This is a genomic window from Pseudomonas sp. JE3303, assembly GCF_056312565.1.
On sequence record NZ_JBWGIF010000006.1, the window covers coordinates 199,546 to 213,959 of the forward strand.

General features: G+C 58.2%; 15 protein-coding genes. 9 read left to right on the forward strand and 6 right to left on the reverse strand.

The features are described 5' to 3' along the window. Positions 1 to 10 precede the first annotated feature (10 nt). Entirely contained in the window at positions 11 to 964 is a 954-nt protein-coding gene (locus AC0ZZU_RS10830) for a LysR substrate-binding domain-containing protein (protein ID WP_476340590.1), read from the forward strand. Between the two features lie 237 nt (positions 965 to 1,201). Here AC0ZZU_RS10830 and AC0ZZU_RS10835 read toward each other — a convergent pair whose 3' ends face one another. Both AC0ZZU_RS10835 and AC0ZZU_RS10840 read right to left on the reverse strand, forming a co-directional pair. Next, entirely contained in the window at positions 1,202 to 1,711 is a 510-nt protein-coding gene (locus tag AC0ZZU_RS10835; RefSeq protein WP_476340741.1) for a ferritin-like domain-containing protein, read from the reverse strand. Positions 1,712 to 1,811: 100 nt separating this feature from the next. Next, positions 1,812 to 4,325 carry a bifunctional diguanylate cyclase/phosphodiesterase gene (locus AC0ZZU_RS10840; RefSeq protein ID WP_476340592.1) on the reverse strand — a complete coding sequence of 838 codons (2,514 nt, stop codon included), beginning with the start codon at positions 4,323 to 4,325 and terminating at the stop codon, positions 1,812 to 1,814. A gap of 242 nt (positions 4,326 to 4,567) precedes the next feature. On the opposite strand from AC0ZZU_RS10840, the gene AC0ZZU_RS10845 reads away from it, so the two are divergent. Further along, complete coding sequence (locus AC0ZZU_RS10845) at positions 4,568 to 4,726, forward strand: hypothetical protein (protein ID WP_476340593.1); 159 nt, start codon at positions 4,568 to 4,570, stop codon at positions 4,724 to 4,726. Positions 4,727 to 4,826: 100 nt separating this feature from the next. Here the strand turns inward: AC0ZZU_RS10845 and AC0ZZU_RS10850 are convergent, their stop codons facing one another. Then, entirely contained in the window at positions 4,827 to 5,519 is a 693-nt protein-coding gene (locus tag AC0ZZU_RS10850) for a DUF421 domain-containing protein (protein ID WP_476340742.1), read from the reverse strand. Between the two features lie 111 nt (positions 5,520 to 5,630). On the opposite strand from AC0ZZU_RS10850, the gene AC0ZZU_RS10855 reads away from it, so the two are divergent. Both AC0ZZU_RS10855 and AC0ZZU_RS10860 read left to right on the forward strand, forming a co-directional pair. Then, positions 5,631 to 5,900: a hypothetical protein gene (locus tag AC0ZZU_RS10855; RefSeq protein WP_476340594.1), complete on the forward strand. Its 270-nt coding sequence runs from the start codon at positions 5,631 to 5,633 to the stop codon at positions 5,898 to 5,900. 392 nt (positions 5,901 to 6,292) lie between these two features. After that, a complete protein-coding gene (locus tag AC0ZZU_RS10860) occupies positions 6,293 to 7,843 on the forward strand; it encodes a sensor histidine kinase (RefSeq protein ID WP_476340596.1) in 1,551 nt (516 codons plus the stop codon). Positions 7,844 to 7,921: 78 nt separating this feature from the next. On the opposite strand, the gene AC0ZZU_RS10865 is transcribed toward AC0ZZU_RS10860, so the two are convergent. From AC0ZZU_RS10865 to AC0ZZU_RS10875, 3 genes are all read right to left on the reverse strand, one after another. Beyond that, positions 7,922 to 9,091: a zinc-dependent alcohol dehydrogenase gene (locus AC0ZZU_RS10865; protein ID WP_476340597.1), complete on the reverse strand. Its 1,170-nt coding sequence runs from the start codon at positions 9,089 to 9,091 to the stop codon at positions 7,922 to 7,924. 195 nt (positions 9,092 to 9,286) lie between these two features. Further along, positions 9,287 to 10,336 carry an NAD(P)-dependent alcohol dehydrogenase gene (locus tag AC0ZZU_RS10870; RefSeq protein WP_476340599.1) on the reverse strand — a complete coding sequence of 350 codons (1,050 nt, stop codon included), beginning with the start codon at positions 10,334 to 10,336 and terminating at the stop codon, positions 9,287 to 9,289. Positions 10,337 to 10,553: 217 nt separating this feature from the next. Next, positions 10,554 to 11,741 (reverse strand): MFS transporter, encoded by a 1,188-nt coding sequence (locus tag AC0ZZU_RS10875; protein ID WP_476340601.1) that lies wholly within the window; start codon positions 11,739 to 11,741, stop codon positions 10,554 to 10,556. 188 nt (positions 11,742 to 11,929) lie between these two features. On the opposite strand from AC0ZZU_RS10875, the gene AC0ZZU_RS10880 reads away from it, so the two are divergent. From AC0ZZU_RS10880 to AC0ZZU_RS10900, 5 genes are all read left to right on the forward strand, one after another. Continuing rightward, complete coding sequence (locus AC0ZZU_RS10880) at positions 11,930 to 12,247, forward strand: hypothetical protein (RefSeq protein WP_476340602.1); 318 nt, start codon at positions 11,930 to 11,932, stop codon at positions 12,245 to 12,247. A 251-nt stretch (positions 12,248 to 12,498) separates the two neighbouring features. Next, on the forward strand, positions 12,499 to 12,822 hold the full coding sequence (locus AC0ZZU_RS10885; RefSeq protein ID WP_476340604.1) for a hypothetical protein: 324 nt from the start codon (positions 12,499 to 12,501) through the stop codon (positions 12,820 to 12,822). An 83-nt stretch (positions 12,823 to 12,905) separates the two neighbouring features. Beyond that, on the forward strand, positions 12,906 to 13,076 hold the full coding sequence (locus tag AC0ZZU_RS10890) for a hypothetical protein (protein WP_476340605.1): 171 nt from the start codon (positions 12,906 to 12,908) through the stop codon (positions 13,074 to 13,076). An 87-nt stretch (positions 13,077 to 13,163) separates the two neighbouring features. Further along, positions 13,164 to 13,655: a GNAT family N-acetyltransferase gene (locus tag AC0ZZU_RS10895; RefSeq protein ID WP_476340606.1), complete on the forward strand. Its 492-nt coding sequence runs from the start codon at positions 13,164 to 13,166 to the stop codon at positions 13,653 to 13,655. A 437-nt stretch (positions 13,656 to 14,092) separates the two neighbouring features. After that, a complete protein-coding gene (locus AC0ZZU_RS10900) occupies positions 14,093 to 14,287 on the forward strand; it encodes a hypothetical protein (RefSeq protein WP_476340608.1) in 195 nt (64 codons plus the stop codon). Positions 14,288 to 14,414: the final 127 nt, after the last annotated feature.

Below are 14,414 nucleotides of genomic sequence, written 5' to 3' on the forward strand. Positions count from 1 at the left end.
TGGAACCATTATGAAATTTCAGGAATCTGGCATGAAGCAGAAGGGATATCGTCGAATCATCCCCTCGATGACTGCTCTGCTGCAGTTCGAATCCGTGGCGCGGTTGAAGAGTTTCACCTTGGCTGGCCAAGAGTTGGGAGTATCCCAGGCTGCAGTCAGCAAGCAGATCAGGATTCTTGAAGAGAACGTCGGTGTCCAACTCTTCCAGCGGATGCACCGAAATATCTATCTGACCGAGTCTGGCGAAATTCTATTCGCGACTATCTCCGAATCACTGCAAAAAATTGCAAGTGGTTTTGATCAGCTGATTCAGGGCAGCGCCAAGGAAGAAATCGTTCTTTCGTCGACTGCCGCCATGTCCCTTTTTCGGATCATGCCGCGTTTGAACACGCTTGTGGAGGCGCTACCCCACTTCAGGCTGAGACTTGCTACGCAGATGTTCGTGGGCGATCTCAGGACACCGAATTTTGACATGGACATTCGTTTCGGAAATGGTCATTGGGACGACGGCGAGGCCACTCTGTTATTTGAGGAAGAGGTGTTTCCTGTCTGCTCTCCAGCGTGGTTGGCTCGTAACCCGATGCCAGCATCGTTGGAAGAGTTGAGCCTCGCAGGGTTGCTCGAAACCGATGCCACCTCCGAAGGCTGGGTGACTTGGCCTCGTTGGTTCAAGGAACATGGGCTGTCGTCCACCAAATTCAATATCAACTTGCGCTGTAGCCTGTATACGGATGCCATCCATGCCGCGATCAATGGTTATGGGGTTGCGTTGGGCTGGGGGCGTATGGTGGATCATTTCATTGATAGCGGCGAGCTTGTCAGGATCGAGCCCTTCGTGTTTCGGCCCAAGGATTGCTATTACGTTGTAGTCCCGAAAGGGCGAGTTGCATCGCCCAATGTGACGGCAGTCGTCCAGTGGCTTCAACGAAAAGCGGTACCACCGTCTACGCAAAAACTTGGTTGATAACGTCCATGAATCCACGCCTGAAGGTGGGGTGGTGAGGACGCCAGGGTCTCATGCAACCGAGGATGACGGGGAGTCGATCTAGATAGGGGAGGGCGGTGATCGTGGCCTGCTCAGGAGGGCTGCTTAGGAAGGAATCGAGTGGGTGTATCTGCAAGCCACAGCCCCCGTCCGTATTCTGAAAACCCCGCAAACTTATGTCTGCGGGGTCTTCTATGAGCGCAATAGCAGGGCAGGTTACTTTTTCGCCTCCAATTTCGGATCTGCCGAACGAATGATAAATGCCTGGGTGAGTTCCGGCAGATGCTGCAGGAGCCACTCGGCCATGGCGATTTCCTGGGGAAGAATCTTCTCGCACGCCGCTTTCGTTCCGCTATCACCAGCGGCTTCAGCTGCCGCAATCAGTACTGTGTAGGTAGCGATCTCGACATTTTCGAAGACATAACCGGCCATGGCACCTTTGATCACCTCATCGCTCATCAGCGAGCCGCCGACAGCTTGTCCAAAGGCCATCAGTTTTCCGGTGATGTCCTTCAACGTCGATGAACTGCCACCCAAGCGTGTCAGGCATTCCTCGACGAGCTTCTGCTGACCCAGCGTTTCGTCGATATGCTGGTCTATCCGCGCCTTGAGCTTTGGATAATGTTCCAGTCGCTCTGATTGAGCACGTAACATCTTCTCGGCCTGCTGCTCCATAGCATGGGCATCACGAAGCCAATCCAGTAGATTCTCTTGTGGGGTTGCCATGGCGGTGTCCTCGATAATTAAGGTCATCGATAGAAACCCGTTGCGCGCGTCGAGTTCGGATAATGCGACGAAGCGTTATAGCCGCTAACATCCTCCCCGGTTAAACCGGGGTTTCGGCTGCTGGCCACCTTACAGGTTGGGTGTTACCTGGGGCCGGGTACGACATACAGTCGAGAAAGCTGACCGCGTCCATCGGTCGCTTCATGTAGTAGCCCTGTCCTTCATCGCAGGTAAGCGAGCTCAACAGCTCCAACTGCTCGGCGGTTTCAATACCCTCGGCAGTAACCGTGAGCGACAAAGCATGTCCCAGTCCGACGATTGCCTTGACGATAGAGTGATCGCTCTCGGTCTCTCCAAGGCGACTGACGAAGCTCTTGTCTATCTTCAAGCCGTCAAACGGAAATGACCGCAGGTAGCTGAGGGATGAGTACCCTGTGCCGAAGTCGTCCATGGCGAGCCGGACTCCAAGGTCCTTGAGTGCGCGCATGATAACAAGCGCTCCCTCAGCGTCCTCGAGCATGACGCTTTCCGTGAGTTCAAGCTCCAGGCGCGCAGCCCGCAGGCCTGAGCGCGACAGCACGGCTCCCACACGCTCGATCAATTGCTCTGACTGGAAGTCCTTGGAGGACAGATTCACTGAAACAAACAGATCCTCGGGCCAATCGAGTGCGCTGGCGCATGCAGCGTGCAGCACCCAGTCACTCAGCGAGGTGATGAGCCCGGTCTGCTCGGCTATCGGGATGAACGTGTCCGGAGACACCAGGCCTCGATCCGGGTGTTGCCAGCGAACCAGTGCTTCCGCGCCTACGATGCGTCCATCGCAGAGACGATAACGAGGCTGGAAATGCAAGCGCAATTCGCCATTCTTGATGCCGTAGCGAAGATCGCTTTCCAGACGCCTGCGCTCTATGATCCGGGCATTCATGGCCCCTGCGTAGAATCGCCAGGTACCACGCCCGCTGGCTTTGGCTTCGTACAGCGCAATGTCTGAGTATCGAAGGAGTTCGGCCGCCTGTAACCCGTCGGTCGGGGACAGTGCGATCCCTATGCTCGCGCTTATATGAACGTCCTGCTCATCGAGTTGAATCGGTTGCTCGATGGCGTGGATCAATCTGAGGCAGAGAGTTTCGATTTCCGCATGCTGGATAGCCGAGGTGACGATTATGACAAATTCGTCCCCACCTATTCGTGCAACCAGATCTCCGCTGCGCACACAGTCTTTCAATCGCCGGGCAGTCTCAAGGAGGACACGATCGCCCAGTGCATGACCTAACAGGTCGTTTACCGGCTTGAACCGATCAAGGTCTATGCTCAGCATCACTAGCGGCTGTGTACTGGTCGCTGAAAATACCAGTCTTTCTTCAAGGAAGTCGCGCAGGCCCTTTCTGTTCGCGAGGCCCGTGAGCACATCATGCTCGGAGAGATACTCGATTCTCTTGCGGGCTTCGACCTCCTCAGTAATGTCCTTTGCAGTTCCGCGATAACCTCTCCCGTCCATGCTCTTGGCCGTGACGAGTATTATTCGCTTGGCTTTACAGTGATCCTGGCAAGTGACCTCGAACGACGCGTTCGCGCTTTTGCACTGCTGGCTAAGCCAGTCAAGAACCGGTCCATCCTCACTGACAAACAACTCATCAATTGCAACACCTAGCCAGCACTTGACTTGGAGACCGGTAATTATCTCGAAGCGGTCAGAGAGGTAGGTAAAGCGCCCTTCGCTGTCAACCTCCCATATCCAGTCGGAACTTGCCTCCGCAACGTCGCGAAACCGCGCTTCACTCACACCTAGTGCTTTCTGGCTACGCTCCACTTCTGCATGACTCATATCAAGCGAGATGGCAGCCGCCGTAGTTCGCCGCAAGACCATGAAGGTCATTGAATAGACGATGAGCCCGAGCACTCCAAGCAGCGGAAGGATGAATGCAAGCATGTCACGCCCCGGAGTCGGCGCGTCCCACATGACGCCCCCGGCACTACCGTCGTAGCCCAGCTTCAGCCCCGATTCGTTTGCGCTGGCGCTGACTACAAATCGCAGGTGGCTGATCCCAAAGTCATTACCCAGGGCTTCAAGGCGCCCACTGTCGAGCAGTTGCGCAAAGACAAGAACCGAAGCCTGGCCATCTTCGCGCGCGACCGTTGGGTCGGTTCCAGGCGTGATGGGCGCGGCAGCAACCACTACCAGGGTGCCGTTGACGTTGACGAAGGTGTTCACCGGCTTGCCTTGCGCTTCTCCCGCCCTGGCCGCCTCCAGAATATCTGCGACGGGTCGCGCAAGCCAATCTGAGGCGGCGACCGTGGAATGCTTCCCATCGATCACGGAATAGACTGTCTGGTCTGACTGCGCAATAACGAAAAGGCCGTTGATGCCGAAATCCGAAAACAGCGTGGTTCCGAGATTCTCCTTCGCAAACGCCCAGTCGGTATCAACCTTGGAGTGAAGATTCTTGTAAGTATCCCCCCAGAAGGCGTAGTCCCGAGTGGTCAATACAAGATGCTCAGACAGCGATTCAATGGCCTTGGCAGCGAGGAATTCAGTCTTCTTCCCCTCTGAGCGGTCAAGGTCGAGAGCAAAGTAGACCGATACAGCGCTCGCAATCAGAAGAATCAGCGTCAAAAACCCCGTAGGCACCAGGAGCGAGGCCCTGGCCAAACTAGCGCTAGACGTCTCGCGCTTTGGCTTGAATTCATGAGACGCGGTCGGAGTCATTATGGCAGCCTGAAAATTGTGGTTTGGCGCCTGTTTATCGGCTGGCAGAGAGACGGCTTTAACTGAGCGTGAAAAATGATCTTACTACCCAATTTACTGAACCTTGAAAGCGGTGCGCCTTCCAAATCACATCACTTGGAGGATCCATCATGCAGCCAAAAACCGAAGGACTTGAAGAGCAGGGCCCTAGCGGCGTCCCTTTCATCAACGATCCGGAAAAGCCGTCGTCGCCGCCTTTGAATGACGCTGATGCCACTGATGCGGCAGAGGCGGAGGAGGACATCGAGGACGATGGGGAGTCGATCTAGATAGGGGCAGGGCAGTGATTGTTACCTGCCAACTGAGCTCAGCTGTCGATGGCTGGCAACGGAAGGGAGCTGGCGCCGAAAGGCGCCTTTAATCGGTTGATCACCGGTTGCGAAGAGTGTCCAGCGCCGGTGACCACACATCATGGTCGCATCGGTGGCACGAGATAGAATCTTGGGCCTCATGGTAGGTCGGGAAGCCGCAACTCGCGCAGCAATACAAGCCCGCACTGGGGGGTGATGCATATTCAGGCCGGTGCTCGTCAGGCAGCACCGACAGCCCGGGGCGGGTGTCCTCGGGACCATAAAAATACAAGCTGACGTCGCCATCAGTTTCCAACAGGCCGAGTCGAACCTGACCCAGGTGTTCCACGCCCTGCTGTCGCATCTCCATGAACAGCTCATTCGATGAGATATTCAAATTGCGCAGCGAGTGGATTTCGTACATCCCATCCTTCACCACTGTTATTGGCAATCCATCGATCCAGGCTTCGCACGCCTTGCTTCGCGTCATGAGGTAGACAGTGCCGCGGTAAAGCAGCAGGAGCGTGAGGAACACGAGGGCCACGGGGAGCAGTGGCACGTCTTCGTAGAAAGTGACATCGCCTGCGGCAGAGCCAAGCGTAAGAATGACTACGAGTTCAAAGCGGGAGAGCTGTTTGATTCCGCGACGACCGCTGAACTTGAGGAAGAAGAACACGGCTGCGAAGGCTGCAAATACCCTGAAGGCGACCTCCAGGAGAAAGGTCAACGGAAACTCGCCCAACAACATCCGTTGCAGATCAAACGAGACCATTCGTTTCCCCCATCCTGTGGCAATCCCTTGAATCATGAGTTGACCGCCTAGGTCAATCCTAGTTCATGAATGGACGACGTTGACTCAGGCCTCGTCTGCGGAGGCGTTGGGATGAGCTTGTCGACGCTACTTCATGAACGGGCATTGCCAGCATCAGATCGTTGCAGGTCCACCGAAACCACCGATACACCTCCCTCCATTGAAGCCTTGCTTCTCCAGACCCCGGAATGCCCGGTCTGCGCCCTGACCGTCGCGCAACAGACGGTGCTGCTCCATCCCAAACCTGCCGGGCGGGTGATGACCTTGGCTGCCATGCATGAGATTGAAAATGTTCACAGTCTGGTAGAGATGGCGCTGAGTCGGGTGCGGGCGGTGCACTGATCCGAAACTGAGTTGGATTCTTCGCTGGTGACCCAGCCTAGAGGCTTAGCGCAAGCCTGAGGTCGCTGCCGTACCTCTGGCTTCAGCCGCGAAGAGGCTGGCGCGGTATCTGGCACTGGCTTCGCCGGTGTTCGCGGCTACATCCGCTCTTGATCTGTGCGACTTGCCAGCGAAATAGCCGTTCCTGCAACAGAAGCTCTGAAGCACAGCAGGCTTGCACTGAGCCATAGCGTCGCCACTCCAAGAATGCTGTCCAAAACGCTTGGTGATACTTTCTTTAGTATGACTATGAGATTATCCCGCAAACGGCTCCCTGCTACCGCTGGAGCCCGCTGGCGGGCGCTCACGAACGTCGAGCAGCCGCTTCCTACCGCGACAGCCTGGATTCACCGATGCAACAGAATTCCCCAGAAGAAATCATCCGCAATGCGTTGCAACGGTCTCACGCCAGGCTTCGGAAACAGCACGAGCTTGTTGTGGGGTTCGGAGTGGCTTCCCTCCGGATTTCGAGCCTGCATGAGTTACTGACACAGGCGTGCTCCACCGTTGCCCAAGGCATGGAAACCCGGTTCGCCAAGGTGCTCACGCCGGTATCGGATGCGGACGAGTTCGTCCTTTCCCACGGGGTAGGCTGGGACAATTCCGATATCGGACACGCGCGGGTAGGTAATGATGAAGCCAGCCCGGCGGGCTATGCCATCGCCACCAATCGCCCGGTACTCTCAAACCATCTCGGTAAGGAAAATCGTTTCAGAACGCCCTCGCTGCTCAAGAAATATGGCATCGAGCGCGCTATCAACGTTCCGATTCGCGGGGTGTCGACGCCCTTTGGTGTGTTGGAAGCAGACAGCGGCGACGGTGAGGACTTCATCGAGAGTGACCTGGTATTCATGGAGGGCATCTCGAACGTCATCGCCATGTCGGTCGAAAGAATGTCAGCGGACGCCGAGGGTGAAAGACCGAACCTGTACTCGGAGAGTGTGCTTAATGCCAGTCCGGATTGCGTGAAGATCCTCGCAAGAAGCGGCGAGGTCGAGTTCATGAACGAGGCGGGCATGTGCCTGATGCATATCGGTGAACTTGCGCATGTGCAGGGTCAGCCGTGGTCGCAGCTATGGCCTGATGAATCGCGCAACGCGGTGCTGGACGCAATAGAGAAAGTGAGGGCAGGAGAATCAACCCGCTTCGAAGGGTTCTGCCCCACGGCTTCAGGGCAGCCAAAATGGTGGGACGTTACCGCGGCGCCAATCTTTGGCAACGAAGGTGAAGTGGACAGGATCATTGCTGTCTCCAGGGATATCACTGAGCGTCACCTGCATGAGGTCAAGCTGGTGACCTTGATCGATGCCCAGCACAGTCGATTGAACGAAAGCGACTTCCACCTGGAGGAGATCCACCATCGGGTGAAGAACAGCTTGCACCTGGTGAACACATTATTGCTCCTGCAAGCCAACCTGGCTGCCGACGATGCGGTCAAGCTCCAGCTGCAGACGGCCGCAGGCCGAGTCGTGACCATCGCCAGCGTACATGAGCGCCTTTATCAAGATGCGGAAAACCAGCAGGTATCCGCATCGGACTACCTTGCCTCACTGCTGGGTGATCTGGGCAAGGCCATTGCTGACCGGGAAATTCTCCTGGAGGCTGACCCCTTCATTCTGCCGCCCGAGCGAATGGCCCCGCTTGGCCTGGTGATTTCCGAGCTGATCACCAACTCGTTGAAGTACGGCAAAGGTACTATCAGCGTCAGTGTGAAGGAAGCGGTCGATCATGCGCTTATCACGGTCTCCGACCAGGGGGATGGCTTCCCTGAGTCGTATCCCAAGCCTACCGGCACTGGCCTGGGTATGAGGTTGGTGAAAAGCTACTCCGGCTATGGGAACGCGGCGGTCACCGTGGGTGAAGCCTTGGAGAAAAGCACTATTCGAGTACGGTTCAAACTCTAGGGGCTGCGTTCCAGTCGAGGTGACTGAATAACCGCAGCTCGTCCCGCATTCAAGTTTTACACCGTGTGTGACTCCTGATCAGGCCTTGATATCCGCGGCGGCGCCAGGGACAAGAATGACCTTGCGGCAGTCATCTTGCTTCTGATCAAACATCTTGTACCCCTTGGCCGCATCTTCCAGGGCCATACGGTGGGTGATGATCGTCTCCGGCCGCAGCCGCCCGGCCTCGATATGCTCAAGCAGCTCGGGCAGATACTTGTGCACGTGGGTCTGGCCCATCTTGAAGGTCAGGCCTTTGTCGAACGCGTCGCCGAACATGAAGGCATGAATGAAGCCGGCGTAGACGCCCGGTACGCTCACGATACCGCCGCGGCGCACGGCAGCGATGGCCTGGCGCAGGGCCTTGCCGCTGCTTCCTTCGAGCTTGAGGGTAGTCAGCACTGTTTCGGTGGTGCTGCCCTTGGCTTCGAAACCGACCGCATCGATCACCGCGTCGACACCGCGCATACCCGGCGTCTGGCGGATGATGCTATCCGCAGGGTCGTCGTCCTTCTCGAAGTTGATCGGGATCACACCGTAGGCGTCGCGGGCGTAGGCCAGTCGATAATCGTTGTCGTCGACCATGAAGATGGTCTGGGCGCCCAGCATCTGCGCGCACGCGGCGCTCAGCAGGCCAACGGGCCCGGCGCCGTAGATCGCCAAGCTCGAACCCTGCCCGACTTCCGCATTGATGACGGCCTGCCAGGCAGTGGGCAGGATGTCGGAAAGGAACAGCACTTTCTCATCCGGCAGGGCCGTGGGCACCTTGAATGCGCCAACATTGGCCTGAGGCACGCGGACATAGTCAGCCTGGCCCCCGGGAATGCCACCATACAGGTGGCTAAAGCCGAACAACGCCGCGCCTGGTGGTATCGCTTTCTTGTTGATGATTGCGCCGCGTCCCGTGTTGGTGGTTTCGCAAGCCGCAAAGAGGTCGTGCTGGCAGAAGAAGCAGCTGCCGCAGGCGATCACGAAGGGGATCACCACCCGGTCCCCGCGCTTGAGGTGGGTGACGGCGCTGCCAGTGTCTTCGACCACGCCCATGAATTCATGGCCGAAGATATCGCCATGCTCCGTCGCGGGGATCTTGCCCCGGTAGAGATGGAGATCCGAAACCCTCAGGATGATGTCGTCCGTGGCCTGAATAGTCGGGTCAGGGACAGTATCAACCCTGACATCGTTTGCACCGTGGTAGGTCAATGCTCTCATGATGATGGACTCCTGCAGAGGCGTGATTGTCGAGAGGCCTGTGCAGGTAAAGCCAAAAGATGCAGCAAAGTTCAGGCGGAGGGGGTGAGTGGCATGAAGCTCGCAGCGACCCTCCTTGGCCGGATGACTGTCGCAAGGCAAGCGACGGCGCTAAACGCAGCCATCGCTCCCGTAGTGCCAACAGGCCAATATGCCTCAGGCGGTCAGCGTACTGTTGTCGATAACGAACCGGTACTTCACATCGCCCTTGAGCATCCGCTCATAGCTGGCGTTGATTTCGTCTGCACGCACCATTTCAATTTCGGAAACGATGTTGTGCTCGGCACAGAAATCCAGCATCTCCTGAGTCTCGGCGATGCCGCCAATCATGGAACCTGCCAGCGAGCGCCGCTTCATGATGAAGTTGAAGACATTCGGAGTCGGATGCGGTGTCGCGGGCGCGCCGACCAGGGCCATGGTGCCGTCACGCTTGAGCAGGACGAGCAGTGCGTCGAGGTCATGGGGGGCCGCCACGGTATTCAGAATCAGGTCGAAGCTCTTGGTATGAGCCGCCATTTCGTCTGCATTGCGCGACACCACGACCTCGTCGGCACCCAGTTCCCTGGCAGCTTCGCGCTTGGATTCGGAGGTGGTGAAAGCAACGACGTGCGCACCCATGGCATGGGCCAGCTTGATGCCCATGTGGCCCAGGCCGCCGATGCCGACGACCCCGACTTTCTTCCCAGGACCCACCTTCCAGTGGCGAAGCGGAGAGTACGTCGTGATACCCGCGCACAGCAGGGGCGCCACTGCGGCCAGCTGCTGTTCAGGGTGGCGGATCCGCAACACATAGCGTTCATGCACCACGATCTCTTGCGAGTAGCCACCGAGCGTCCAGCCTGGCTCGTCAGGGGTAGGGAAGTTGTAGGTCCCGATCATGCCATCGCAATAGTTTTCCAGCCCTTCTTCACAATCCTGGCAATGCTTGCAGCTGTCCACGATACAACCGACACCTACCAGATCACCAATGGCGAAGTCACTGACATGCGACCCCACTGCAGCCACCCGACCCACGATCTCGTGCCCGGGTACGCATGGAAATTGCGTGCCTGCCCACTCGGCCCGGACCTGATGGAGGTCCGAGTGGCAGATGCCGCAGTAGGCGATATCGATCTGCACGTCATGCGCACCCGTGGCGCGACGCTTGATGTCCATCGGCTCAAGGGGCTTGTCGCCCGCATGGGCACCGTAGGCTTTTATCGACATGGGATTCTCCGCTGCTGAGATGTGTGAAGCCATTTTCCACGCCCTCCCATCGGGTGGGATAGCGTATATCGGTCGGTTGCTTGCCTGATCCTGCAAGCTCGTGCCGGACCCTCGACGGCGCCCGGCACTGCGCCGCAGCTCGGCTATATCGCATTTCGGAGGAAGGCCGGACTGGCGTCCGTACTCGCGGCTGTATCGGGAGGGACTTTGCCTCGATTCAGTCTCCGCCCTTCATCCGCCTGGCCACCAGATAGAGCCCCAGTCCGGCCAGCGCAGTGGCCGCGCCGATGTAGCCGGTGCTGGTCCAGCCGTACCCCGAGGCAATTGCCATGCCGCCAAACCAAGGACCAAGCGCATTGGCCAGGTTGAACGCCGCATGGTTCGACGCGGCTGCCAGGCTCGGGGCCTCGTGGGCGATGTCCATCAAACGGATCTGCAGGGGGGCGGCCAGTGCGATCATGGTGCCGACCAGGCCGATGCTCAGCAGGATTCCCCACTGCGAACTGGCAGCGAAGGGGAAGAGCGCGAGCACTGCTATCGACCACACCAGCACCAGTCCTACCGCACGGAACTGCAGCCGGTCGAACAGCTTGCCGCCGGCAATGTTGCCGATGATCCCGCCCACACCGAACGCCGCCAGGGCGACTGGAATCCACTGCGGTGATGCCTTGGTGACCTCGAGGATGGTCGGGGCCAGGTAGCTGAATACGCAGAACATGCCGGCGAAACCGATGGAGGCGATGGCGAGCGCCATCCACACCTGCGGCAGGCGAAACGCCTGCAGCTCCTTGCGCGGATCGCTGCGCGCCTCATCGTGGCGTTGCGGAACGAAGCGCCATACGAGCCCTATGGTGCACAGTGCGATCGCGCCTACCAGGACAAATGCGGACCGCCAGCCGAAGAACTGGCCCAGGTAGGTCGCCACCGGGTTGCCCAGGAGCATGGCCAGGGTAAGGCCCATCATCACCCGTGCCACGGCGCCGGCTCGCTGGTTGGTCGGCACCATGCTCGAGGCAACCACCGCGGCGATACCGAAATACGCACCATGGGGAAGCCCGCTGATGAACCGGAATGCGATCAGGCCTGAGTAAGACGGGGCGAATGCGGTCGCCAGGTTGCCGAGGGCATACAGCGCCATCAACAGCAGAAGCATGTGCTTGCGCAGGAGCTTCGCGCCCAGGATCGCCAGCGTCGGCGCACCGACCATCACGCCCAGGGCATAGGCACTGATGGCGTGGCCTACCTGAGGCTCGCTCAACTGCAGGTTGGTGGCGATATCGGGCATCAGGCCCATGATGGCGAATTCGCCAGTGCCAATGGCAAAGCTACCCAACGCCATGGCGGCTTCCATCTTGACGACAGCGCTCTTCGGGACGGCGAGCGGTGGCGCTTCATGAATAGACATCAGATTCCTTTTTCGAAACACGCTGAAACGTTAAAGGCGCGATCTTAGTCAATTGACAGTGATGGCGTCGAGCGCGAGAGGGCATCAGCCGAGGGACGGGGCCTGTTATAGCCGCCCGCATAGTGGCAATCTGGTCCGCCATGAGCTATTACCCATTAACCGGCATTGGGCCGGAGTGAGGTGCTGTTATGAAGAGTCTGTTAGTCGACCATTGGTGGGCAAAGATTCCGGAAACGGGCAGTTACGGCCTGGCAGCAGCAAGAGAGAAGCTTTTGGCGATTGAGGCGATCGAGCAGAGAATCTCTCAAACTGACGGGCCGGACGCGGCGGATCACGTCCTGGCCCATGGGGCCATCAAGCATGCCTTGAAGCGTTGTATCGAATTCCACGAGGGGGCGCCTGGGCTGACCATCCAGGACTTGTACATCAATTATGGATTTGCGACACAAAAGGCTCTCGCCGCAGAAAGGGCAATCGATCTGGAGCTCGATAACATCGATTTTTGAAGCGGTCCTGCGGGAACTCCACGAGGGCGGGCGATGAAGCTGTAGAGTTCCACCATCACCAGCCCTGGACCCGGCAAGTCTGCAGTTCTGTTCTGATAAAAGCTGTGCGCTCAAAAAGCTTGTGTCCAAGTATCCGCACCGATCATCCGATACCCCTCCGATTCTGCCCCCGACCATTGCCAAGCGCCACAGTTCCGCTACTGTTGCTGTGCGGACAAGATCAACAAGACAAAAGTCGTAGGAGGGTCTGAATGAGAATTCGTGGGGACCGTTTCTGGTCATGGGCAGATCCAACACTTCACCATCGTACGCACGATGAAACTTTCGACGATGGCACGCATATCGATGTCCAGGTGCGCCTGTCGCGTACGGGGGCGACGCAGATGTTCATCGGCGTGTATGCCGCATCCGGCATGGCATTGCACGAGGAGGCTCATGACACCCGTCCCGGGGAGTCCATGACCCGCGCGCTGGCCTGGGGTGTTGGGCGGGCGAGGAAGATCGCCGGTGAGTGTGTGCCGCATGTCCCGCGGCGTGTGCCTGCCATGGCTACTCAGCTCAGGTGTACCAGCTAGGTTCTGACTCGCGGAAGGCCGACGATTGAACCTCCTGCGTCGGCCTTGGATCGAAGCACTACAGCCAGTTGCGGAGATCCGACATGAACAAAGACACAGGCAGCACGCCGTCCCAGCACACGCAGGGCGAGGTTGAGCGCGATAACGATGCGCTCAGGCCCGATCCCCAGTCGCCCAATGATCAGAAGACCACGGCGCAGCGCACGGCAAAACAGGAAGGCACGACCGAGGACGGCAAGAAGCTGCCGGAATGATCGTGCCCCGGCCTTGATCCCTTGTATCATCCTGAAGCCAGTTCACCACGGGCACCCATGCAGGTGCCCAGCGCTCGGATGACCGACATGAATACTCCCGTTTTTCGCCAGGCCACCCCCCAGGACGCGGCCCGCTGCTTCGAAATCGAAACCACCGCCTATGAAGGCGACGAAGCGGCGACGCTCGAAAAGATCGCCACGCGCATTGCCCTGTACCCGGAAGGTTTCCTGGTGATGGAGCTGGATGGCAGGGTCATTGGTTTCATCAATTGCGGCTGCGCGCATGAGGTGGTGATGTCTGACGAGGCCTTCAAGGAACTCGTAGGCCACGACCCGCTGGCCCCGAACGTGGTCATCATGTCGGTGGTAATCGACCCGGCACAGCAAGGCCGCGGTCTGGCGTTGATGATGATGGATCGGTTCGTGGTGCAGATGCGCGAGGCGGGCAAGCGTAGCATTCACCTGATGTGCAAGGAGCGGCATGTGGGGCTTTACGAACGCATGGGCTATCGCTACGTCAGGCCTTCCACCTCGGACCACGGCGGCATGGCGTGGGATGAGATGGTGATGGAGTTCTGATCAGCCAATCATCTGATCTGCTTTTTTCCCTCCAATCTGAATCTGTTTACATATCAGCCGCCACTCGACAATACCGCCGGAGCCCAGCCTTCAGCGGCGTGCGCTGGGCCTTGTATGCCTGCCGTGCCGCCATTGCTGAATGAGGTCATCATGATCAAGCTTGCTGCTTTCCTGGGTGGTTTTCTGTTGCTTACGATTCTGATCGGGCTTCTGGGTACCATCCCGCCAAGCTGAAAACCGCACCTCCCGTCAGGTCCGTGGCGCCCGCTCCGGACCCCAACCCCTCTGCGTCGGCTATCGTGACCGATCGGTCATGTTCATTGACCAACGGTCCGCGCTGATGGCCCTCAAGTCACAGTCGCTCGTGTAACCTCCGCCGCCTTTTACCCCCCCGGCCACACGTCGTGCTGGCCATTTGCCGTGGAGTTGAGCTATACATGGAATGCAAGAAGGGCACTACAGCGATGCTGGAGTGGCGTAGCCGTTTTCTGAGCGAAGGTGTTCTGCAAGAAGAGGATTATGACCAGGCGCTGCGCAGCGCCGAGGCTCTGGAGCATTCGGGTGTGATCAATGCCAGGCAGTGGATCGAGCTGGTCCGTCAGGCCAATGCGGCGCTGTTGCGTCTGCCCTGACGCTGCTGTATTGCAGTGGAAAAACTGTCCACAAAAATCGTGGGTAGGTCTGTGGATAAATCGCTGCAAGCCAGACGAGCGGCGGGCTTTGTTAAATTGTGTAGAAATTGTACAACTCTGTTCGGGC